Origin of the sequence: Paraburkholderia sp. HP33-1 (genome assembly GCF_021390595.1) — a bacterium.
Classification (GTDB): Bacteria; Pseudomonadota; Gammaproteobacteria; order Burkholderiales; family Burkholderiaceae; genus Paraburkholderia.
On the sequence record NZ_JAJEJR010000003.1, the window covers coordinates 263,600 to 285,870 of the forward strand.

Annotated in this window: 17 protein-coding genes; 10 read left to right on the forward strand and 7 right to left on the reverse strand. The window is 63.7% G+C overall.

The features are described 5' to 3' along the window. Positions 1 to 35: 35 nt before the first annotated feature. The 3 genes from L0U81_RS28290 to L0U81_RS28300 form a co-directional block, all read right to left on the reverse strand. Positions 36 to 449, reverse strand: coding sequence for a VOC family protein (locus L0U81_RS28290; RefSeq protein WP_233808433.1), 414 nt, complete (start codon positions 447 to 449; stop codon positions 36 to 38). Next, entirely contained in the window at positions 446 to 967 is a 522-nt protein-coding gene (locus L0U81_RS28295) for a helix-turn-helix domain-containing protein (protein WP_233808435.1), read from the reverse strand. The genes L0U81_RS28290 and L0U81_RS28295 overlap by 4 nt, the downstream gene beginning before the upstream one ends. 351 nt (positions 968 to 1,318) lie before the next feature. After that, entirely contained in the window at positions 1,319 to 2,392 is a 1,074-nt protein-coding gene (locus tag L0U81_RS28300; protein ID WP_233808436.1) for an AI-2E family transporter, read from the reverse strand. Between the two features lie 460 nt (positions 2,393 to 2,852). Between L0U81_RS28300 and L0U81_RS28305 the strand changes: the two genes are divergently transcribed. Further along, positions 2,853 to 4,139, forward strand: coding sequence for a hypothetical protein (locus L0U81_RS28305; RefSeq protein ID WP_233808438.1), 1,287 nt, complete (start codon positions 2,853 to 2,855; stop codon positions 4,137 to 4,139). 102 nt (positions 4,140 to 4,241) lie between these two features. Here the strand turns inward: L0U81_RS28305 and L0U81_RS28310 are convergent, their stop codons facing one another. Continuing rightward, positions 4,242 to 5,030, reverse strand: coding sequence for a hypothetical protein (locus tag L0U81_RS28310; protein WP_233808439.1), 789 nt, complete (start codon positions 5,028 to 5,030; stop codon positions 4,242 to 4,244). A gap of 285 nt (positions 5,031 to 5,315) precedes the next feature. On the opposite strand from L0U81_RS28310, the gene L0U81_RS28315 reads away from it, so the two are divergent. After that, a complete protein-coding gene (locus tag L0U81_RS28315) occupies positions 5,316 to 6,902 on the forward strand; it encodes a phospholipase D family protein (protein WP_233808440.1) in 1,587 nt (528 codons plus the stop codon). A 21-nt stretch (positions 6,903 to 6,923) separates the two neighbouring features. Here the strand turns inward: L0U81_RS28315 and L0U81_RS28320 are convergent, their stop codons facing one another. Then, entirely contained in the window at positions 6,924 to 7,478 is a 555-nt protein-coding gene (locus L0U81_RS28320; RefSeq protein WP_442793465.1) for a hypothetical protein, read from the reverse strand. Positions 7,479 to 7,675: 197 nt separating this feature from the next. Continuing rightward, positions 7,676 to 8,059 (reverse strand): PLDc N-terminal domain-containing protein, encoded by a 384-nt coding sequence (locus tag L0U81_RS28325; RefSeq protein WP_233808441.1) that lies wholly within the window; start codon positions 8,057 to 8,059, stop codon positions 7,676 to 7,678. A 459-nt stretch (positions 8,060 to 8,518) separates the two neighbouring features. Here L0U81_RS28325 and L0U81_RS28330 point away from each other — a divergent pair, with 459 nt between their 5' ends. After that, the gene (locus L0U81_RS28330) at positions 8,519 to 11,893 is read left to right on the forward strand and encodes a hybrid sensor histidine kinase/response regulator (protein ID WP_233808443.1); all 3,375 of its coding nucleotides are present in this window, start codon (positions 8,519 to 8,521) and stop codon (positions 11,891 to 11,893) included. Positions 11,894 to 11,922: 29 nt separating this feature from the next. Here the strand turns inward: L0U81_RS28330 and tssH are convergent, their stop codons facing one another. Continuing rightward, positions 11,923 to 14,592, reverse strand: a complete 2,670-nt coding sequence (gene tssH, locus L0U81_RS28335; RefSeq protein ID WP_233808445.1) for a type VI secretion system ATPase TssH — start codon at positions 14,590 to 14,592, stop codon at positions 11,923 to 11,925. 311 nt (positions 14,593 to 14,903) lie between these two features. Between tssH and L0U81_RS28340 the strand changes: the two genes are divergently transcribed. From L0U81_RS28340 to L0U81_RS28370, 7 genes are all read left to right on the forward strand, one after another. Continuing rightward, positions 14,904 to 15,821 carry a TagK domain-containing protein gene (locus L0U81_RS28340; protein WP_233808446.1) on the forward strand — a complete coding sequence of 306 codons (918 nt, stop codon included), beginning with the start codon at positions 14,904 to 14,906 and terminating at the stop codon, positions 15,819 to 15,821. Beyond that, positions 15,805 to 16,641, forward strand: a complete 837-nt coding sequence (locus L0U81_RS28345) for a type VI secretion system accessory protein TagJ (RefSeq protein ID WP_233808447.1) — start codon at positions 15,805 to 15,807, stop codon at positions 16,639 to 16,641. Before L0U81_RS28340 ends, L0U81_RS28345 begins: the two co-directional genes overlap by 17 nt. Further along, entirely contained in the window at positions 16,638 to 17,156 is a 519-nt protein-coding gene (tssE, locus tag L0U81_RS28350) for a type VI secretion system baseplate subunit TssE (RefSeq protein WP_233808453.1), read from the forward strand. Before L0U81_RS28345 ends, tssE begins: the two co-directional genes overlap by 4 nt. Before the next feature lies 1 nt (position 17,157). After that, positions 17,158 to 19,038 (forward strand): type VI secretion system baseplate subunit TssF, encoded by a 1,881-nt coding sequence (tssF, locus tag L0U81_RS28355; RefSeq protein ID WP_233808455.1) that lies wholly within the window; start codon positions 17,158 to 17,160, stop codon positions 19,036 to 19,038. 2 nt (positions 19,039 to 19,040) lie between these two features. Continuing rightward, positions 19,041 to 20,087, forward strand: coding sequence for a type VI secretion system baseplate subunit TssG (gene tssG, locus L0U81_RS28360; RefSeq protein ID WP_233808457.1), 1,047 nt, complete (start codon positions 19,041 to 19,043; stop codon positions 20,085 to 20,087). Positions 20,088 to 20,104: 17 nt separating this feature from the next. Further along, on the forward strand, positions 20,105 to 21,166 hold the full coding sequence (gene tssA / locus L0U81_RS28365) for a type VI secretion system protein TssA (RefSeq protein ID WP_233808465.1): 1,062 nt from the start codon (positions 20,105 to 20,107) through the stop codon (positions 21,164 to 21,166). Positions 21,167 to 21,231: 65 nt separating this feature from the next. Continuing rightward, on the forward strand, positions 21,232 to 22,242 hold the full coding sequence (locus L0U81_RS28370) for a fimbrial protein (protein ID WP_233808467.1): 1,011 nt from the start codon (positions 21,232 to 21,234) through the stop codon (positions 22,240 to 22,242). The last annotated feature ends 29 nt before the right edge of the window (positions 22,243 to 22,271 follow it).

The following is a 22,271-nucleotide window of genomic DNA, read 5'->3' on the forward strand; positions in this document are numbered from 1 at the left end:
CGCACCGTGCGGCTGTGATGACGCTTCCCTGACGCTCACTTCCCCGCAGGCGCCTGGATCATCTTCCATCCATTGCCCGCGGGATCACGAAAGCCCGCATCGACGCTGCCGAAACGATCCACCGGCTCCTGCGTGAATTCCACGCCACGCGCCTTCCACTGCTCGTAGCTCGCGCGACAGTCGGCAACGGACAGCACCAATGGCGGCATGGCGCCTTTGGCGACCATCGCGCGCAGCGTTTGCGCGGTCGCTTCATCGTGGACCGGCGGCCCGGGTGTAAACAGACCCAACTGAAAAGAGGGCTGCTCCGGATGTTGGACGGTAAGCCAGCGGTAGGCACCGTTACGTACGTCCGTGTGGACGCGAAATCCGAGTTTGTCGACGTAAAACGCAAGCGCCGCGTCCTGATCGTCGACGTATAAACCGACCACATTGATACCCTGGTTCATGACTCCTCCCTGGTTGAGGGCTCGACTGTATCGCCGGCCACGCGGCGGCGCTTCTCCAAAACTGCGATCGTCAGGTCCGGGCGCTGCGAGGCCTTCAGCACGCAGGCGGGCACGCGATCGAGTTCAGCCTGATTGGCGCGTGCCCGATGACGCATCTCGCTCGGGCTCAGGCCGGTGATGTCGCGAAAGATGCGCCCGAAGGTACCGAGGCTTTCCCAGCCGGTCGCGAATGCGATGTCGGTGATGCCGAGGTCGGTGTCGCGCAGCAGCGCGGTAGCCTGCTCGATGCGCCGCGTCAACAGATACCGGTGCGGCGGCAGACCGAAGGCCCGCTTGAACGAACGCGCGAAGTGTGCCTCCGACACACCGCTGATGACGGCTAAGCGCCGCACCGGCCAGGCTTCGTGCGAGGCGGCATCGATGCGGTCTTTCGCGCGCAAGAGGCGACGCAGCAGCGCCGGGTCTTCGAGCGCGTCAGTGCCGAACGGCGGGAGGTGAGGGTCAAGTGAGCGGGGCATGAGTTCGCCTTAGTCATCGAGTGGCAGGCCTCGCGGTGATGGAAAGACGCACAAGCTGCCACCACTCGCCCCGGCCGCAACCTGAAGCCATTGTTGCATGGGTTTGCGTGAACGCTGCGTCGAAAACCGCACAAAAAATTTCCGATTTATTCATGGAGACGACAGGGACTCAATGTCGTCAGGCTGAGCGTGGGAAGCGGCGGGAAGCTCATCCTCGCGCGGCAGCTACAGGCCGCACGCGTCGAGGTAGACGTGTTTCATTCGACGGCTCGTGCGGAATATTTCGCACGGGCCGTATTCATTTCATGCACTGGGTGGGTAGGCGCGTTCGCCATTGCCGCGACGGCCGCTTCACACAGTCTGCTCGGTCTTGCCGTAAGTGAGCCGCCCGTTCTTCGACAGCAGCACCGCGAGCGGCCGTGTCATCTCGAACTCGGAAAAGATGATCGTCATGCTGACGGTGATCGGCACCGCCAGAAAGGCGCCCGGCACGCCCCACAGCGCCGACCACACCGCCATGCTCGCAAGAATCGCGAACGGGCTCAGGTTCAGCGAGTTGCCCGTCAGATACGGGTCCAGGATGTTGCCGATCACGAAGTGAATCGCGCTCAGCGACACCAGCACGACCAGGATCGAATTGAGGTCGCCGAACTGCAGCACCGACATCAGCACCGGAAACATGACCGCGAGCACCGAGCCGATGTAGGGCACATAGTTGAGCAGCGCGGTCAGCATCGCCCACAGCCCGGCGAACTCGAGGCCGATGCTGCGCATCGCGAGCCAGCAGATCGCGCCGAGCAGCACGCCGAGAAACGTCTTCAGCGCGAGATAAGCGCCAATGCGCCTGTTGATATCGGTGACGACTCCCCTGATCCGTGCCGCGTTGGCCGAAGTGGCGGTCATGTTCGTCAGCTTCTCGCCGAATGTCCTGCGCTCGACCAGCAGAAAACTCGCGTACAGCACGATGACGAAGAGGTCGATGATCACCGATGACAGCGACGCCAGCATGCCTGTCACCATCGCCTGAATGTTCAGCTGGGTGAGCATGTTCCGCCGCAGCGACTCCCAGGTCGGCTCGCTTTCGAGGTGCAGCAGCGTCGAGATCTTGTGGATCATCAGCAGGACCGAGTCCTGGTAGCGCGGCGCGAGCGCGACGAGCGCGTCGTAGTTCGCGACGAGCATGTCGACCGCGAAGAAGATCGCGGCGCCGATCAGGAACATCGAGAGTCCGTAGCGCAACTGCTTTGGCAGTCGCGGGCCGATCACCGGAATGCGTTGCAGGAGCCGCGTAAAGTCGACCACCACGTACACCGCCATCCCACCAAATACGATCGGCACGAAAACCACGCGGCCGATATACAGCACCCAGCCCACAATCAGCAGCAGCACCACTACGTATACGGACGCTTGCAATCTGTCGGTCATCGGTCAGTGCTCCACGAATCCGCAAAGAGGTGCGCCTGGGGATCGCCCCGAGGACGAGGTCGATGGCCGCGCACGCGCCCGCCGTACGATCCGCTTACATGGCCGGTCGTGCGATGGACAGCACTGATCTTCGCACAGAACGACGACCGCCCACATTAAAAGCGCGACAGATCGTTCCGTTGGCAAACTCCAGGCCGGCACCTCGAAATGCGCCATCAGAATGTCGCGAAACGTTGTGATGCGCCAGCTTCGCTCGGGAAACCCATCTGCTACGCTGAGTTAATTGGTTTCAACCCCTGACGTGATCCGACGCGAGCGCCTGCGCCACGCGGTGGCAGCGCACGACCGAAATCCACGCAGCGAAACCGGCGCCGCGTGTGTCCACATGATATCTACGCACTTCTTGTGTGTGTGATATCGCCTGCACGCATCCCTCTTACCTCACGGAACGGAGTACGAGATGCTGCAACGGCTGGTGTCGCGATTGGTCGCAATGGGTGTGGTGTTGACGTTCGCCGCTTGCGGCGGTGGCGGTGGTGGCAGCGGAACGAACCCAAGCAGCACCGGCTCGACCGGCGCGGCCACGCCGGCATCGAGTCCGACGTCGGCATCGAGTCCGACATCGGCGTCAAGTCCGACAGCAGCGTCGAGTCCGACACCGGCGTCGAGCCCATCGAGCGCTTCAGACGCGAATGGCACGACGCCGAAGCTCGCCGCCGCGACGCCGATCATCGACGGCACGACGCTCGGCGACACCAACTGGCCCACAGGCGTCACGCCTACGGGCGGAACCGGACAGCCAGTCAGCGGCCTGAATTGCGCATTGCGAAGCACCGCGTACACGTACGCGCATCTGTCGATTTATCAGAACGGGCGTTTGCTAACGTTGCCACCCGACATCGGCATGGTCCAGCCGACCATCGCCGCGCCGACTGGCTGCGCGTATCCGGTGCATACGGTCGATTCGAGCGGCAAGATCCATATGGACGCGACGACCGGCGCGACGTACACGCTCGGCCAGTTCTTCTCGATCTGGGGCGAGACGCTCAGTACGTCGAACGTGGCGGGTCTGACCGGCTCGCCGATCGCGATCTACGTCAATAACGGCGGCGGGCTGACGCAATACACGGGCGACCCCGCCAGCCTCGTGCTGACGTCGCGCGCCGAAATCACGATCATGATCGGCACGCCGCTCACTCAGGTGCCCACCTACACCTGGACCGATCCGCCGCCGTTCGACCCGAACATAACCACGCTCGTCTACCTTGGCGTGGTCGGCAGTTCGTACTGGCCGAACGGAACCACGGCGACGGGCGGCACAGGCACGCCGGTCGACGGCCTGACCTGCTCGCCGGCCATGAACGTGCTGTATCACGTGCACGCTCACCTCGCGATCATCAAGGACGGCCAGTGGCTCGCGTTACCGCTGCACGTGGGCATCCTGTCGCAGTGCACGTACGAGATGCATACGCACGACAACACCGGCATCATCCATATCGAAGCGCCGGTCGTCAGGAACTTCACGCTCGGCGACTTCTTCGACATCTGGGGCGAGCCGCTGACGAACACGAACGTCGCGGGCATCACGGGCGACGTGGTCGCGTATATCAACGACAACGGGGATGCTCGTCGCTATATGGGCGATTTGCGCAGTATCGAGCTGACGTCGCTGCGCGCCGTCACGCTGGAGATCGGCACGCCGCAGCTGACTACGTTGCCGACGTATTCGTGGTATGTGCCGCAGTGACGTTGGCAAAGAAGGAACGTCATCGATGTGACGCGGCCGCAGCCGCACATTACAGCGCGACCCGGCTGGCCGAACGGCGCAACGCGTCGCAATGGCGCGGCTTCAGCGCGGTGTACGCGAATGCCCGATGCCCCCCGGCTGCTGCGGCACGATGCCCGCGATTGAGCGCCGTGGCGCGTTCGCGACCAGAATCATCGCCGCGCCGGCGAGACCGCTCGACACATGCTTCAACGCATGACCGGCGATCACGTGATGCGTCAGTTCCCATATCTGCCAATCGAGACTTTCGAAAATCTTGGCGACGCCATAGAAGACGATCACGAGCGTCCACGCGAACACGCCGTTCACCTTGCGCGTGAGCGTCATGCCGACGATCAGCATCAGCCCGCCGAACTGAAGAATCGCGTAAGGCCACAGGCTGTTGAACAGGAGCCAGTAGCCGACGGTGGCGGGCGAAACCACGACCATGATCAGCATCTGCGGCCAGCCGACGCGCTGTCCGCTCCACGAAGTCCATAGCATCGCGAGGATGCCGGCGAACACGATCGTCATCGGCAGACGATCCCAGACCAGCGTCGCATCGGTTGGCGCCATGTGGTAGTACGCCGAGCCGAACGCGGTGAACAGCAGCCCGAACGCGGCGGCGACCATGCCGGGAAATTGCGCCGGCTGGTTCGACGCATGCCGCCTGACCCAGCCGAGACAGAGCAGGCCGGCGATCAGAATAACGACATTCGACAGCACGTCCGCTGCATTGTGCAAAGACCCCAACGCGCGTTGATCGGCGAAGTGGTGATACGAGGCCGGCTGCGCGAGTGGCCATATCATCTGCAGCGCGGTGCCCGCCACGAAAAGCAGCACGCTGGCAAGCAGCAAGCGGGAGATCTTCACGTTGCTCGACTCCAGAGTGGGCGAAACGCCCGAAGGTGCCATGAGCCGCCCCATTACGCCGGCGCGGACCGAATTACCGTGGATCGCACAGGACCCGTCCGGTCGATCCGCGGCCGGGTTGGCCCCCGTTCGAATTCGCGCAGCCTCCCCGTATCATCGGACAAAGCGCTTTGCGCAACAAGAGCGTCGGGCCGCGCACCGACGGGCATGCGCTCATAGTATTCTTCTCAACCAATGCAAGCTGCGTGCGAGTATGCGCGCGACCCAAAGGAAGACCTGGACTCCATGCACGCGCAGACACACCACCTGTCGTTGCTGCCTCGTCGCTGGAGCGGCGCACTCTGCGCGCTGCTGTGCGCAAGCCTGCTCGCCGGCTGCGCAGCGCTGCCGTCGCTCGAGGATCGCACGGAGTCACACGCGTTGTCGCCGGCGGTAGCCGCCACCACGGATCTCGGTCGCGCGGTCGCGCCTGAGCTTGCCGCGCACGCGGGGATGGCGGGCATTTATCCGCTGGCGGATGCGCATGTCGCATTTGCCGCGCGCATGGACCTGATCCGTTCCGCGCAACGCACGCTCGACATCCAGTACTACATCTGGCGCGACGATCTGACCGGCACGCTGCTGCTCGAACAGATCCATGAAGCGGCGGACCGTGGCGTGCGGGTGCGCCTGCTGCTCGACGATCTCGGCATCGCCTCCGCGCTCGACCCGACGCTCGCAGCACTCGACTCGCATCCGAACATCGAGGTGCGCCTGTTCAACCCGTTCGTCGTGCGCAGCCCGAAATTCCTCGGCTTCGTGACCGACTTTTCGCGCGCCAACCGGCGCATGCACAACAAGTCCCTGACCGCCGACGCCACCGCGACGATCCTCGGCGGCCGCAACATCGGTGACGAGTACTTCGATGCCACCGACGGCGTCGTCTTCGCCGACCTCGACGTGCTCGCGATCGGGCCGGCCGCGGCCGACGTCTCGCGCGATTTCGACCGCTACTGGGCCAGCGCCTCGGCGTATCCGGTCGAGCGGATTCTGCAGCACGAGAGCGTCGACGAGCTGGCCGAGCTGGAGCGCAAAGCGCACGCGATCGAGCAGGATCCCGCGGCCGTGGCCTATAAGGAAGCGCTACGCGGTTCTCGCGTCGTGCAGAAGCTGCTCGACGACAAGCTGTCGTTGGACTGGGCCAAAACGGAGATGATCAGCGACGACCCCGCGAAAGGTCTGAACAACGCGCCACCGGAAGCGCTGATTGCCCACCAGCTACGCGAAGTGATGGGCCAGCCCACCGAGTCGCTCGACCTCGTATCGCCGTATTTCGTGCCGGCGAGTTCGGGCACGCAGTTTTTGAGCGGGCTCGCGGCCCAGGGCGTCGATGTGCGCGTGTTGACGAACGCGCTCGAAGCGACGGATGTCGTCCCCGTGCATTCCGGCTATGTGAGGCGGCGCGTGGAGCTGTTGCAAAACGGCGTTCAGCTGTACGAATTGCGGCGCGTAGCGGGCGTGGCATACAAGAAAGAACAGTCGCCGGGACCATTCGGCAGCTCCGGGTCGAGCTTGCATGCGAAGACTTTCGTTGTGGACTCCCAACGGGTTTTCGTCGGCTCGTTCAACTTCGATCCGCGCTCCGCGCATCTGAATACCGAGCTTGGCCTCGTGATCGACAGCCCCGATCTCGCGACGCGGGTCGATAGCAAGTTTCTCGCACTGCTGCCGAAGGTCGCCTATGCGGTGCACCTCGACGAAAACGGCAAGCTGTACTGGATCGAGAGCAACGGCGACATCGAAATCCGCCACGACACCGAGCCGAATACGACGTGGTACGGACGGCTCGGCGTATGGATGTTGTCGATTATGCCAATCGAATCGTTGCTGTAGCCGCCGCGACGGAAAGAACGCTCAGAATCGCCGCAAATCGCGCTCGCGCAATGGATCGGGCGTGCGCTGCATCTCGCGCAATACGCCATTGGTGTCGAACGCGAAATTGAACAGCATGTGGTTGATGTTGTTTTCGATGTAACGATACGACCAGACTTCGCGTTGCGAGAGGCGGAAAAACTGCGTTTGCACGGGGCGGCCGAAATTGATCAGCACATCGTCGCGCGTCCATTTGCCGATTTCCGCGCGGTTGAATTCGTTCAGCTGCAAGACCTGGCGCACGTTCACGATCTTGCCCGCGGCGTCGACGTCCGCGGCGACGGTGGTCGAGCCCATCGGCTGGGTCGGCCACATCAGCCGGCGGCCGCCTCCAGGCAGGTCATAGACTTCGCGCGGCGGACCCATCCGGGCGATGATCGCCGATTGATCCTGGCCGGCCTCGAATTGCTGCCACGGTTGCGCGCAGGCCGCGAGCATCAACGCCGTCACACAGGTGAGCGCGGCGCGGCGCAAAACCAGCGACGTGCGTGCGGTTCGCGCGGCAAAGTCCGGAACGTGGGCGAGGCGGATACTCATGGATTCCTCCCATTACGTTCGATCGCGCGATCAGTCGCGTGCGACGTGTCTGAAAACCTGGCGTCACCTGATGCAGCCGACAGGCTCGTACATTGCGCTTACGCCGCGTCGAACGGGGGAACCACTTACCGCTCCAAAGCCACGGCGAGACAGGCTGCGCGCCCGCCCGCTCATGGCTGCAATCAGGTACTTGCCGCTTACTGCACGAGCTTGGCGCGCAGACGTGAGTGCTCTTCCTGGGAAATGGAACCGGACGCTTTCAGCTTGTCGAGCTTGTCGAGTTCGTCGGCGACACTGAAGCCCACCACATTGCGCAGATCTTCGCGCATCTGCTTGGCCCGCGCCTGTTCGCGTTCCGCCATGCCGCGATGCTGCGTGAGCAGATACGCGAAGATGCCGATATACGGCAGGATGATCAGGAAGATCACCCACAGAACCTTGCCCCATCCGGACACATCATGACGGCGGAACAGGTCGCTCGACACCGTGATCAGCAGCCAGAACCACAGGATAAAGATGAAGATGGAAAAAACGTCGGCCAGAAAATTCGGGAATGTGAAACCATCATTAAAGAAAAGCATTGTTGTTCTCCAGTCAGTCCAGTTGCAATTGAAAGGCTTAACGGATTTCGAACTATGCTTGCCAGCTATGGATGGCGCATGCGATCAGCGCAGCGGCGCTGAAAATTTACCATGACCGCATGTCAGTTGCGCACGCGCGTTCATCCGGTCGTACGAAGGGCGCGTGGCACATTCATGATGCGGACCTTTTTGTCTTTATAGACTATCCCGGCGCAGTAACGCGAGCATTTTCAAGGATTCCGCCCTCTTCACGGACCGTCGGACGCTCAGGGAACGATCGAGTCTGAAGCCTGCAAATCCTGTACTCGTCCGAAATTATCGGCTTTTCTTAGTCCCTGTCCCATTTATCTGGCCCCCGGATTGTGGCTAACTCGTCGGCATTCACAATCGCGAAGAAGCCGGTCGCGGCACAAGCTGTCCCTGCGCGCCGCCCATCACGACCATGCTTACGGTATTGCCATGTCGTCCACCTCCCCCTTCAGCGTACTGAATCAGTTGCGCCGCTATAAGCGGCTGCTTGTGTTCGGCGGCGGCTTAGTCACGACCCTTATGCTGCTGGTCGCATTCACGCTCGCGATACTGTCGGCAGTGCGCGCGCACGTTGCCTCCGAGCGCCAGGCCTTCGTCGTCTATCACAGCCAGATGATGGAGCAGATCCGCGCGAGCGAAGCGTCGTTCCGCATCGCGCTCGTGGACGCCGAGCTGGCGTGGCCGAACGACACGAAAGTCGATCCGGCGCTCGTCGACCGGTTCCGCAAACAGAACGGCGAAATCGAGCTTCAGCCGACGCCCGAGGAAGGGCGGCAACGCGTGTTCGCGGTCGACTCCAATGCGCTGCAGGACAACACCATCCGCCGCTATCTGTCGCTCGCCGCACAACTGGGCCGGGCCCGTACCATTCATTCGCTGGCGCGCGGCCGGCATCTGCCCGGCTATTTCTACGGTATCGGCTACGACATGGCGGGCATCATGCCGTCGCCCCAGTCCGGCGGCGCATGGCCCGCCACCGCAACGGCGGCCGATCGCGAGCGGCTCATGGTTGCGTTGGCCGACGGCCTCGGCAGCCTCGCCGGCAGCCTCCCCAGCGCGCAGGCCGAGCCGCAACGGCGCGTGTTCTGGATGCCGCCCGCGAAGAGCCCTCTGACCGGCAAGTCGACGATCCGCCTCGTCGCGCCGCTGCTCTACAAGGACACCCCGGTCGCGATGCTGGTCACCGAGTATGAAGCCGATTTCCTGAGCGCACCGCTCGCCGCCGATGCGCGCTTCGGCGGCCCTTACATGATCGTCGCCGGAGACGGCACGGTGGTCGACAGCACGATCCCGCAAACGCGCGACGAAATGTTCTCCGACCGACAGCGCACGCTCGCGATGACCAGACAGGCGGGCGAAACATGGCACGACGGAGTGCTGACGATCACTCAACCGCTCGGCGACACCGGCTGGATGCTCTTGCGTGCATGCACGTGGCGCGAAATCGTCGCAAGCATCGGACCGCAGTTGGGCATCGGCGCGGTGATGACGCTCGGCACGCTGATCGCCGCGTGGACATTCCTGATGTTCTTCCGCAAGCGCGCATTTCGTCCGGCGCTCGATCGTTCGCAACGCCTGTTCGAAAGCGAGCAGCTAAGCCGCACGTTGATCGAAACCGCGCCCGTCGGTCTCGGGCTGATCGCACTGCAGGACGGCACGCCGCTGCTGCGCAGCCCGATGCTGGTCGAGACGGCGCGACGCGTCGTCGTGCCGGCGCCGACGCTGTCGGCCGAGTTAGCCGCCCGCTATCGCGCCTGTGCGCAAAGCGGCGAGCACGATGGCGACGAAACGATGCACGCAGAGATAACGCTGCCCACCCGCGACAACGATCCGGTCAACCTCGCCGTCAGCGCGACGCCGTCGCGCTACCAGGGCGAGGACGTGCTGGTGGTCGCCGTCACCGACGTGACCGCGCGCAAGCGCCTCGAGCAGCATCTGCGCGATGCACGGGAAGCTGCTGACGCGGCCAGCGCGGCGAAATCGGCGTTCCTCGCCGCAATGAGTCACGAGATCCGCACGCCGCTGAATGCGGTGCTCGGCAATCTGGAGCTGCTCGCGCAATCGTCGCTGGACGCGCTGCAACATGACCGGCTCGCGACGATCCGCGCGTCGTCGGAAGGACTGCTCGCGATCATCAGCGATGTGCTGGATTTCTCCAAAATCGAGGCGGGCGAGATGACGCTCGAGCACATCGAGTTTGACGCGCTCGACGTCATGACGCACGCGCTGGCGATGTTCGCGTCCCTCGCCGAGGCGAAAGGCCTGCGGCTCGTCGGCAACTTCGGCGTCACCGTGTCGCAACCGATGCGCGGCGATCCGATCAGGCTCGGACAGGTCATCAACAATCTGCTGTCGAATGCGATCAAGTTCACCGCGAGTGGCGAGGTCACGCTGCGGGTCTCAGTACCCGACATGGCGATTGCCGACGGGCGCCATCTGCAGATCGAGGTCGAAGATACCGGCATCGGTATGAACGAGCTGCAGCAGGCCGCGATGTTCCAGCCGTTCAGCCAGGCGGACCCGTCGATCAACCGTCGCTTCGGCGGCACAGGTCTTGGACTCGCGCTGTGCGCGCGGCTCACGCGGGCAATGGGCGGCAGCATCGCGATGCGCAGCGAGCCAGGCCGTGGCAGTTGCTTTACCGTGCGCGTGCCGCTCGGCGAGCCGCACACCGCCGCCGAGATGCCGCAATTCGCCGGCGAAACGGTAACGCTCGTGGCCGCCACCGGAAGCGAGCACGCATGCGTGTCGGCCGCATTGCGGGCATGGGGGCTCACGGTCAACGCGTACCAGCATGTGGCGCAAATCGATGCGTCGAAGCTCGAGCAAACGCGCACGCTGATCCTGTTCGGCGAGCGCGATAGGTGGGATGCTGACGACGAAAACCGGCTGATCGAGGGCGCATCGTGGGTCATCGACTGCACTACCGATGCTCCGCTGCATCCGGTTGCGACGGGCCGTTTCGTACGGGTGTCGACTCTCAGCCCTGCGGCGCTTGCACAAGCGTTGCGGCATACGCTTCGCGCCGCGCCGCTTGCGGTGATGACTCAAGCGCCCCAACAGTTGTCGCGCCAGCTCCGGGTGCTGGGCGCCGAAGACAATCCGACCAACCGCCGCCTGTTCGAAGAACAGTTGACGATCCTCGGCTGCCACGCAACGGTCGTCGAGGACGGCGCGTGTGCGCTCGCGTGGCTGTCGCGCGAATCCTTCGACGTGCTCCTTACCGACCTGTCGATGCCGCTGATGGACGGCTACGCGCTCGCGCGTGAAGTGCGCCATCGCTGGCCGCGTATGCCGGTGATCGCGGCGACCGCGTCGGCGACCCCGGAGGAGCGCGAGCGCTGTGAGGCGGCGGGAATTACGCGAATGGTCACGAAGCCGTTGTCGCTCGCGCGGCTGCGGGCGATCCTCGCGGAGGTTGCTGGACTGCCGACCGACGGATCACCGATGACCCCGGTTATGGAATTTGAAGCCGCGAACGCCGCTCAAGCCAACGACGAAAACACCGATGGCCTGCTAGGCGGCCTTACGCTGCCTGCCGCGTTGCGTCAGATCTTCGTCGATTCTCTGGACGAATCGCTCGCGTCCATCGCCATCGCACAGCACGACAACGACACGCCGCGCCTCCTCGCGGAACTGCATTCGCTGCGTGGCGCGCTCGGCGTGTTCCGGCAATATGCGCTCGCCGAGCGCTGTGCGGTGCTCGAAGACCGTTTCAAGCGCGCTGGGCTCGCGAGCCTTCACGGCTTCGATATCGCGGCTTATCTGCGCGATGCGCAGGATAGCGAACTGACTGATGAGTAAGGCGGCGCGCGTCGGTTACGGTCCCTCGACTACGCGAGGCAGGACGACCGGAACACGAGTGCCGCAGAAGGCGCCGTGGCCGGGTCGGCCACCTCGATTGTCATATGTGTAAGCGCGCTTTTCGATTCAATCGCATCGAGCCACTGTCTTGCGAGACGCGGCAGAACGTGCTGTTCGATAAAGCCAATCAAAAGGCGCGCGCCCGTCTCCTGCACGAGGCAGCGCCCGACGATGTAGTCGACCACCTCCGCCGCATAACTCAGCGCGATGCGATTATTGTCCGCCATACGCTGAATGACTCGATCGAGATGCAAGCGCACGATCTGGGCGATCGACTCCGAGCCCAGCGGACGATACGGCACCACCGTCACGCGGCCGAGAAACGCAGCCGGAAACGCTTTCAGCAATTCCGGCGCAAGCGCCGCACGCAGACCATCCATGTCGGGCGCGAGCATTTCGTCCACGCATAGGCTCGAAGTCAGATCGGAGCCGATATTGCTGGTCATCAGGATCGTCGTATTGCGGAAATCGATATAGCGCCCATCGCCGTCTTCCATGTAGCCCTTGTCGAACACCTGGTAGAACATTTCGTGCACGTCGCCGTGCGCCTTTTCGATTTCATCGAGCAGCACGACCGAGTACGGACGCCGGCGTACCGCTTCGGTCAGCACGCCGCCCTCGCCGTAACCGACATAGCCGGGCGGAGCACCCTTGAGTCCCGACACCGTATGCGCCTCCTGGTACTCGCTCATGTTGATCGTGATCAGGTTCTGCTCGCCGCCATAGAGCGCCTCGGCCAATGCAAGCGCGGTTTCCGTCTTGCCGACGCCGGACGGCCCCGCGAGCAGGAACACGCCGAGAGGCTTGCGCGGGTCCGCGAGGCCGGCACGCGCCGTCTGCACGCGCTCGCCGATCTGCTGCAACGCGTCGTGCTGACCGATGACGCGCGCCGCGAGCGTGGCGGGCAGCACCTGAACGGCGCTGACCTCGTCGGTCACCATGCGTCCGACCGGAATGCCGGTCCAGTCGGAGACGATTTCAGCGACGATCGCTTCGCCAACTTCCGGGAACACCAGCGGCGTGTCCGCCTGCAGGTTCGATAAGGTCCGCTCCAGCTCGCGCAATGTTTCCAGCGACGTCGCGGCTTCGGCTTCGGCGGGGCGCTCGCCCGCTATGTCGCGCGCGCTCGCCAGCGCTTTCGCCGCATCGGACTGCGCCTGCCACGCGGCTTCGACGACATGTTCCTCGACCTTGAGCGTCGCGATGGTCGCGTTGACGTCGGCCAACGCGGCCTCGTTGCAAAGGCCGATGCGGGCCTCGTTACCGAGCAGTTCGGCTTCGACGCGCGCGGCTTGCAACCGTTCGCGAATCCGCTGCAATTCGCGCGGCGGAGCATGCTGCGATAGCGCGACCCGTGCGCAGGCGGTGTCGAGCAGGCTGATCGCCTTGTCCGGCAACTGACGCGACGGAATATAGCGATGCGACAGGGTCACGGCCGCGCGAATCGCCTCGTCGAGAACCACGACGCCATGATGGCTCGCGAGCGTGCGCGCGAGTCCGCGGACCATATCGATCGCGGACGGTTCCTCTGGCTCGGCGATCTGCAGCACCTGGAAGCGCCGCGTGAGCGCCGGGTCTTTCTCGATGTGCCGCTTGTACTCGGCCCACGTGGTCGCGCCGATCGTGCGCAGCGTGCCGCGGGCAAGCGCCGGCTTCAGCAGGTTCGCCGCGTCGCCGGTGCCGGCCTGCCCTCCCGCGCCGATCAACGTGTGAATCTCGTCGACGAACAATACGACCGGCGCCGGCGACTTCGCCGCCTCCTCGAGCACGGACTTCAGCCTGGCCTCGAACTCGCCCTTCATGCTCGCGCCGGCAAGTAGCGCACCGACGTCGAGGCTCAACAGCCGCACGTCGGCGAGTTTTGGCGGCACCTCGCCGGCCGCGATCGCGCGCGCGAGTCCTTCGACGACCGCCGTCTTGCCGACCCCGGCGTCGCCGGTGAGTAGCGGGTTGTTCTGGCGCCGGCGCAACAGCACGTCGATCATCGTGCGAATTTCGACCTCGCGGCCGACCACCGGATCGATTTCACCGGCACGCGCGCGTGCGGTGAGATCCGCGCAGAACTGGGCGAGCGCCGCACCCTTCGCAGTTGCTGCGAGCGCACCGGACGCCTCGCCCGGCACCGCGGACGAAAAGTCACTCTGGTCGTACGGAGCGTCCTCCGCTTCGGGGGAACCGGCAATCCACGCCGGCAACGCGTCGTGAAGGCCGTCGACGGCAACCTTACCGAACTCCGGCGAAATGGCCAGCAGCACGCGCCGCAATTCCGGCGTCTCGACAAGCGCCGCCATCAGCCATGCGCCGCGAATCCGACGGTCGCTGAATGCCAGCGTCGCAACCACCCACGCGCGCTCGGTCGCCGCCTCGACGTGATGCGAAAAATCTGTGAGCGCGCTCGCACCGGACGGCAGCGCGGCGAGCGCGGCCTGCAGGTCCCGCTCGAGCAGTTCGCGGCTGATGCCGCAGTGCCTGACGATGCGGTGAAGGTCGCTATCGGACTGCGCGAACAACTGATGCAGCCAGTGCACGAGCTCGATATAGGGGTTGCCGCGCAGCTTCGAAAACGCCGTAGCGGATTCGATGCTCCGGAAGAGCGTCGCGCCGAGCTTGCCGAACAGCGCGTGGCGTGAAATGGACATGATGAGGTTGCGGGTAAAGATGTTTGTAGCGGGAAGGCGCGGCTTTGCCTCGACATCCGGCGCGCTGCGCTCAGGTATCGGAACAAGCCCGCAGGCCAGACTGATCGAGCGACAAAGCATAGCCGGTCGGTCGCTGCCTGTATTTGGGCCGTCGCCCATATTCCGCTCGAGTTGCGCGAAGTAGCATTCACATCTCTCAGGCACCAGCCCGCACTCTCCGCTGGTGATTCTTTTATTTCTGCGGCGAGAGATTTTTTTCGAATGCACGCTTTCCAGGCCAATCTGATTCGCCGTTGCTTACCGGTCAGGCCATGACTGGATATCAGGCTCGCTGGGAGCATTCGCCCGTTGAAGCACACGCGCTCAGAACGCTCGCACGGACAATCCAATCCATCGGGGCCGCGCCTGCTGTTTCGCGGAACGATCTGTCGGAAAGGAGTGAGGCAAGTCCGGGAGCCTTCGCAGGCAGCACCAGTCACCCTGGCGCGGAGCGTTCGCCTTGCGCTCGGCCAGCCAAGCATGCAGACCTTCAGCCTATGCCCGATTTTTTTCTTGATCCGCCGCGCGAAGCTTTGAACGCGGCTGAAGACTTTCTCCCGGCGCAACCTTCCGGTGTGACTCCTGCCGCGCACCGGATCGAGCCCGCGCTCACCAGGCCGGATGATTTCAGCGACCTGATCGCGCTCGCCAATGAGGACGATGACGATCCGTTGCAGCTGCGGCGCGATCCGCATGCGCCGGAGCACGGCGACCACGACGGCATGGCCATGCTCCTGACAGACGGGATCGACGCATCGGATCCGCTCGCCGCGCTCACGCTCGAATACCGTCACGCGCTGCTGAGCCAGAAGATCGGCAGCGCGCACGAGCCCAAAGCGACCGAGGATCGCGTCGAGCCGGCCATCCGGTCGCCGCAAGACCCGTTTGCCGAGCTTGTTGATCCTTCGCATCCCGAATTGTCAGTATCCGACCTGCTCACAAAGGGGAAGAACATCGACACGCTGCTCGAGAGCCTTGACCCGTTCGATGCCGGGCAGATTTTCAAGGCAGACGAAACGCACGAAATCCTCGGGCTGCTCGCGCCGCGCGACATTACCGGACACCGTGCAGGCCGGACCGCGCAGCTCGCACGCGAGGAACACCACACGGTCAGCATGGACAGCCACATCGCCATGCCTGATTCGATCGAGTACGAAGAGCCCGAATGCCCTGATGAAAATAGCCGCTGACCTGACCACGTCGGGCACTCCGACACTTCACAGCCTGCTGGACGCGCAGGCTTACGGCGAACTCATGGCGCGAACCATTGAGAACGTGCGCAAGCATCCGTCGAGCGTGCGCGAACGCTGGCTTCTGTTCGAGCTGTTGTGCCTCGACGGCGAATGGGAACGCGCGCTACGACAGCTTCAGACGTGGGCCACGCTCGAACCCGAAGGCACGTCGCGCGCCCAGATGTATCGCGGCCTGATTCGTAGCGAGATGTTCCGCACCGAGGTGTTTGCGGGGCAGCGCACGCCGGGCGAGATCGACCCGCTGCCCGCGTGGGTGAAATCTCTGCTGCAGGCCAACGTCAAGCTCGGCGAAGGTAACCTCGCCGCCGCCGACGAACTGCGCAGCGCCGCGTTGAACGCAGCGCCGGCCACGCGCGGCGAAAGCACGCAGATCGGCGAGTTCGAATGGCTGACCGACAGCGATAGCCGGCTGGGTCCCGTCTGCGAGCTGACCGTCGCGGGCGGTTATCGCTGGGTGCCGTTCGACTCGATGAAATCACTGACGCTCGGTCCGATCGCCACGCTGAGCGACCTCGTCTGGCGCTCGGCCGTCGTGGGTCTACGCGACGCGACTGTCCTGCGCGGCTACCTGTCGGTGCGCTATCCCGGCTCGGAAAGCGGTCCCGTTGCCATCAGGCTCTCGCGCGAAACGACCTGGAAAGACGTCGGCGAAACCGGCGTGATCGCGCTCGGCCAGAAAACCTGGAGCACCGGGAAGGGCGACTTCGGCCTGCTCGACATCGGCGAATGCCGGTTCAATCACGACGAGCGGGCATGAACACGTCCGACGCCCGACACCGGCAAGCCTACATGCCGTCGCTGATCGACCGCCTGCTCGACGATGCACCCGCGCGGCGCAGCGAGCGGCCAGACGTGTACGCGCCCAACAGCGAAGGCATGCGCCGCATCATCCAGCGTGACCTGAGCCTGCTGCTCAACACGACGAACCTCGACGACGAGATCGACATGACGCACTACCCGATGCTGGCCGCGTCGGTCGTCAATTACGGTATTCCCGCGTTGTCCGGCAGCTACCTCGTCAGTCGTAATTGGGAAACCGTGGAGAAGTTGGTCCGCACCGCGATCATCCGCTTCGAGCCGCGTCTGATTCCCGAATCACTGCGCATCCGGCCGCTCAATAGCAAGGACCCGATACGCTACAACCAGCTCATGTTCGAGATTCACGGCCTCATGTGCTGGTCGCCCTATCCGCTGGAATTCCGTATCCAGAGCGCGTTCGACATCGAAATGAATCACGTCACGTTCGATCTGGACACCGGCAGGGGAAATTGACATGGATCCACAATTTCTCGATTACTACAGCCGCGAACTAACGTACATGCGGGAAATGGCCGGCGAGTTCGCCGCGCAACACCCGAAAATCGCGCGCCGCCTTGGCATGGAGGGCATCGACGTTGCCGACCCCTACGTGGAGCGGCTCATCGAGGCGTTCTGCTTCATGTCGGCGCGCACGCAGATCAAACTCGACGCCGAGTTTCCGCGCTTCACGCAGCGCCTGCTCGAAGTGGTCTATCCGAACTACGTCGCGCCCACGCCGTCGATCGCGGTCGCGCAGCAGCGTCCCAGCCTGCGCGAAGGCGATTTCACGAAGGGGCTGAAGGTACCCCGGCACAGCATGCTGCGCTCGGCAATCCCGCCCGGCGAGCAAACCGCGTGCGAGTTCCGCAGCAGCCAGGACGTCACGTTATGGCCGATCGAGATCGCCGAAGCGCGGCTCACCGCCGTGCCACCGGATATTCCCGACACCGATCGACATCTGTTGCCGCACATGCAATTGCGCGGCGCGTTACGCCTTCGCCTGCGCACCACCGGCGAAGTGAAGTTCAACCAGATGACAAGCTTCGACCGGCTGCCTATTTACCTTGGAGGCGACGAACGCATCGCTTCGCATCTGTTCGAACTGATCCACGCTGGTAGCGTCGCTTCGGTCGTGCGCGCGTATGGCGCGTCGAGAGACGAAGGGCTCGTGGTCGCGAAAACGCCGGTCGAATTTGAAGGTCTGCAAGCGAACCAGGGCCTGCTGCCGCTCACGTGGAATACGTTTCACGGCCACAACCTGCTGCAGGAATACTTCGCGTGCCGCCAGCGCTTCTATTTCTTCGCGCTGACGCAGCTCGCAGCGGGGCTCGCGCGCGTGGACAGCAAGGAAGCCGAGATCGTGCTGCTGCTCGACCGTCTGCCGGAAGAGCTGGCCACGCACGTCGACGCATCGCGTTTCCTGCTGTTCTGTACGCCGGTCGTCAACCTGTTTCGCAAGCGCACCGACCGCGTCGAAATCAACCGCGCGCGAACCGATTTCCATCTGCTCGCCGACCGCACCAGGCCGCTCGACTACGAAATCTTTTCGGTGTCGCGCGTATTCGGCCAGCGAGCGGAAACATCGCTCGAAGTCGAGTTCAATCCGCTCTATCAGACGCTGCACAGTGACGTCGGCAACTACGGCCGCTATTTTTCGGTGCGCCGCGAGCAGCGCGCGCTGTCGGCCAATACACGCAAGTACGGCACCCGTACGCCATATATCGGCACCGAGGTCTACGTATCGCTCGTCGATCAGGCGGAGGCGCCGTACGATGACGACATCCGCTACCTGTCGGTCGAAGCATGGGTCACCAACCGCGACCTGCCACGCCTGATCCCGCGTAACGGTGCGACCGACCTCACGATGTCGGACTCCGTGCCGGTCGGGGGCGTGCGTCTCGTCGTTGCACCGAGCGCGCCTCGCGCGCCGTACGCGAGCGGTGAAACGGCGTGGCGTCTGATCCGGCAGTTGAGCTTCAACTACATGCCGCTCGCCGAACTCGATCACGGCGACGGCGGCCAGGCACTGCGGAACATGCTCGGCCTCTTCATCACCCCGGGGGAGCACGAACAGGCGCGTCAGATCGAGGCGCTCGTCGGCGCGCGCACCGAACCTGTGGTCCGGCGTCTGCCCGGCGACGGACTGCTCGTTTACGGGCGTGGCGTGCGCTGTGAGCTGACGGTCGACGAAACGGGCTTTTCCGGTATCAGCCCGTATCTGTTCGGCCTCGTGCTAGAGCATTACCTCGCGCGTCACGTATCGATCAACGTGTTCACCGAAACTGAACTCCGTTCGATGCAACGTGGCCCGATCACGCAGTGGCGGCCACGCATGGGCGGACGCGGAGCGGTATGAGCATGGATGTGCCACTGGTGAGCGCCGTCGCGCCAATGCGATCATCGCTCGATCCGCAATCGCTCGACGCGTGGTTCGATCCCGACGCGCCGTGGCAATCCGGCTTCCTGAGCCTGCTGCGCGCGATCGCCGCCCGCGACCCGCTGATGCCGTTGCCCGGTACCGCACGCCTGCCGCAAGAAGAGCCGTTCCGGATCGGGCAGCAACCCACACTGGCCTTTGCGCCGCGCGAGATCGCGTCGCTCGGCACGCGCAACGGCCGCCTCGACGTGCGTCTGTTCGGACTCGGCCTGTGGGGACCGCAAGGGCCGCTGCCACTGCACATGACGGAGCTGGCCCACAGCCGGGTGGAAAGCCACCAGGATCATGCGCTAGTCGGGCTCGTCGATCTGTTCCATCACCGCGCGCTGTCGCAGTTTTATCGTGCATGGGCGTCGGGGCAAGCCACTGCGTCGCTCGACCGCGCCGGCGACGAAGCGTTCTCGTTCTATGTCGCCAGTCTGACCGGCGTCGACCCGGCCGAGGCGAAACAGTCGTGTCTGCCCACGCACTCGCGCTACAGCGCGGCGGCGCACCTCGTGCGCGAGGCGCGCAATCCGCACGGTGTCGCGGCGACGCTCTCGCATTACTTCGGTGTCCCGATGTCCATCGAAGAATTCGTGCCGCACTGGATCCATCTTTGCGCATCGGAACATACAAAGCTCGGTGTGCCGGGGCCCGCGGCGATCATCGGTGAATGCTCGCAGCTTGGTGAGGCGATTCCTGACCAGCAGCACAAATTCCGGCTCGTCGTCGGTCCGCTCGATCTCGACCAGTATCTGCGCCTCACGCCGCATGGAGAAGACCTGCCGACGTTCGTCGAATGGGTGCGGGCCTTCGTCGGCCACGAATATGCGTGGGAGGTCAAACTGCTCGTCAAACCGCGGGCGGCACCGCCCGCCTGCATCGGCACGTCGCAGAGACTCGGCTACTCGACGTGGCTCGGTGATTCCCTCGACGACCTTCCCGTCGTCGGCATGGTTTTCGAACCTGAACAGTACAACGACTGACCTCGGAGTTCCTTCGCATGAACGCCAACACTCCCGCCGCCGTGCTGCGCTACGCGGACCTGCTCGAGCCGGTCTCGGCGGACGCGCCTTGCGGCCCCGATCTCGAATACGATCCGGCTTTCGTGATGCTGCAGGCGGCCGCGGCCCCGCGCGTCGAAGCGCAATACGGTGACTTCGTCGACGTTCCGCCATCGGCCAACTGGGCCGAAATCGAACGCGATTGCCGCGCGCTGCTGCTGCGCACGAAAGACATCCGTCTCGCGGTGATCCTGCTACGGTGCCGAACCCGGCTTGCAGGCGCGGCCGGCTTGCGCGACGGACTGGCCTTACTGATGGCGATGTTCGAATGCTACGGCGAAGCGCTCCACCCGCTGCCCGTGTTCGATGGCGAACGCGATCCGGCGATGTTTGCGAACGCGATCGGAGGACTCGTCGAGCCCGATGGCACGCTGGCCGATGCACGCGACATCCCGATGCCGAGGGCTGCGGGGCTGCAACTGCATTTGCGCGATATCGAAAAATCATTCGCGACACCGCGCCAGAAGGATGCGCTCGCCCCTGAATCCGTCGTTCGGTTGCTAAAGGAATTGTGGGGCCGACGCGACGCGACGATTGCCGCGTTCGTCGAAGCGCAACGTCTGACGCAACGCATTACTGCATGGTGCGATCAGACGCTCGGCGTCGATGCACCCGATCTTGGCGCGTTGTCCCGAGCGCTGCAACCATTCGCGCAGCACCAGGTGGACGGCGGTGGCGCGTCCGCGCCGATGGCCGCCCGAGCCGTCCAGGCGGAGAACGACGCCGAACCTGTTGCGCCGCCGGCTGCCGCCCCTACGGCGGCGATTTCGCAGTCCGATGCGCCGCCTGATCTGCCGATGGCCACCATGCCTCCAATGGATCGCTGGAGCGCGCTCGCGGCCATTCAGGAAACCCGCATGTGGTTCGAGCGAAACGAACCGAGCAGCCCCGTCATTGTTTTGCTGCGCCAGTCAGAGCGAATGGTGGGCAAACGGTTTTCAGAACTCGCCCATATCATTCCCGCCGATTTACTCGCTAAATGGGACGAGATCGACAGTTGAGGAATCGAGCACGCAATTCCTTTGCTGTTAGCCCAATTAGTCCGCTGGTCAACCAACAATCTCCAATGAAACGACTCGTCCAGTTTTTCGTCCTGGTTTGCCTCGCTATTCCCCATTTCGCGTTCGCCGCATGCACGCAGCTGAAGTCGGCGCAGATTGCCGAACTGCTGTCTCAAGGCTATATCGCGGCACATCCGTTAGTGGTCAACATACCATTCCAGCAAAGCTCGGTATCGATCGATCCAGCGGTGCCAATCGGCACCGTGATCGCCACCGGCTTGCAGCCGGCGTACGCCACCTTTGCGAATTTCACGGACTGCACTAACGGCGGCACGGTAGCATTCGGTTATTTGAGCGCCACACCGTCCACTGTTACTGGGGTGTACAACACCAACATCCCTGGAATCGGTTTTCGCGTGACCTATCTTCGTGCGACCGGCACGAATTCGTCACTTCCGTTCACGTCGACCTTTTCGGCTGGCGAACCCAATCAGGTGATCTACGGCCGCTTTGGCATTGGCTCGCAATTCCAGATCGAGCTGATTAAAACGGGGAACATCGCGAGCAACGTCAACGTGATGTTCAACACGATAGGAGCCGGCATCGCCAATGGCGACGGCAGCCAGGTCGTGACCATCACGGGCGGCGGCATCAACGTGAAGGTCCTGCCAAGTTGCTCGGTCAATACCAGCACACTAAACATCGACTTCGGTACTTTCGGCCCAAGCGACGTGACGAACACAATCGGCCCGACCCAACCTGTCGACTTCACGGTGCTCTGCACCGGCCCCACGCCCGCGGCTTCGATCACCGCCGCACTTTCCGGAACGCCCGACACAAACGACAGCAGCATGCTGAAAAACACCGGCGCGAACAATCTCGCCATCCGTTTGCAGGAAAAGTCGACAAAAACGATTTTGAGGCCCAACGATCCGACCAGCACCCTCGTCCATATGCCGCAGGGCGCAATGCAGTCGCCATTCGAACTCGAAGCCACGGTATTGCGCGTCGGAACTGCGACGCCGACCGCAGGCAAGATCCAGGCAACTGCAACGATCACCATGACCATTATCTAAAGGGACTATCCATTACGGACGTGTTCTCG

Bases quoted from the DNA above. Each gene is read 5' to 3' on its own strand.
- tssF (WP_233808455.1), top strand. From the start codon at position 17,158: ATGGATCCACAATTTCTCGATTACTACAGCCGCGAACTAACGTACATG.
- L0U81_RS28300 (WP_233808436.1), bottom strand. From the start codon at position 2,392: ATGACCGACAGATTGCAAGCGTCCGTATACGTAGTGGTGCTGCTGCTG.
- L0U81_RS28295 (WP_233808435.1), bottom strand. From the start codon at position 967: ATGCCCCGCTCACTTGACCCTCACCTCCCGCCGTTCGGCACTGACGCG.
- L0U81_RS28290 (WP_233808433.1), bottom strand. From the start codon at position 449: ATGAACCAGGGTATCAATGTGGTCGGTTTATACGTCGACGATCAGGAC.
- L0U81_RS28315 (WP_233808440.1), top strand. From the start codon at position 5,316: ATGCACGCGCAGACACACCACCTGTCGTTGCTGCCTCGTCGCTGGAGC.
- L0U81_RS28340 (WP_233808446.1), top strand. From the start codon at position 14,904: ATGACTGGATATCAGGCTCGCTGGGAGCATTCGCCCGTTGAAGCACAC.
- tssG (WP_233808457.1), top strand. From the start codon at position 19,041: ATGGATGTGCCACTGGTGAGCGCCGTCGCGCCAATGCGATCATCGCTC.
- L0U81_RS28320 (WP_442793465.1), bottom strand. From the start codon at position 7,478: ATGAGTATCCGCCTCGCCCACGTTCCGGACTTTGCCGCGCGAACCGCA.
- L0U81_RS28330 (WP_233808443.1), top strand. From the start codon at position 8,519: ATGTCGTCCACCTCCCCCTTCAGCGTACTGAATCAGTTGCGCCGCTAT.
- L0U81_RS28370 (WP_233808467.1), top strand. From the start codon at position 21,232: ATGAAACGACTCGTCCAGTTTTTCGTCCTGGTTTGCCTCGCTATTCCC.
- tssH (WP_233808445.1), bottom strand. From the start codon at position 14,592: ATGTCCATTTCACGCCACGCGCTGTTCGGCAAGCTCGGCGCGACGCTC.
- L0U81_RS28345 (WP_233808447.1), top strand. From the start codon at position 15,805: ATGAAAATAGCCGCTGACCTGACCACGTCGGGCACTCCGACACTTCAC.
- L0U81_RS28325 (WP_233808441.1), bottom strand. From the start codon at position 8,059: ATGCTTTTCTTTAATGATGGTTTCACATTCCCGAATTTTCTGGCCGAC.
- tssE (WP_233808453.1), top strand. From the start codon at position 16,638: ATGAACACGTCCGACGCCCGACACCGGCAAGCCTACATGCCGTCGCTG.
- L0U81_RS28305 (WP_233808438.1), top strand. From the start codon at position 2,853: ATGCTGCAACGGCTGGTGTCGCGATTGGTCGCAATGGGTGTGGTGTTG.
- tssA (WP_233808465.1), top strand. From the start codon at position 20,105: ATGAACGCCAACACTCCCGCCGCCGTGCTGCGCTACGCGGACCTGCTC.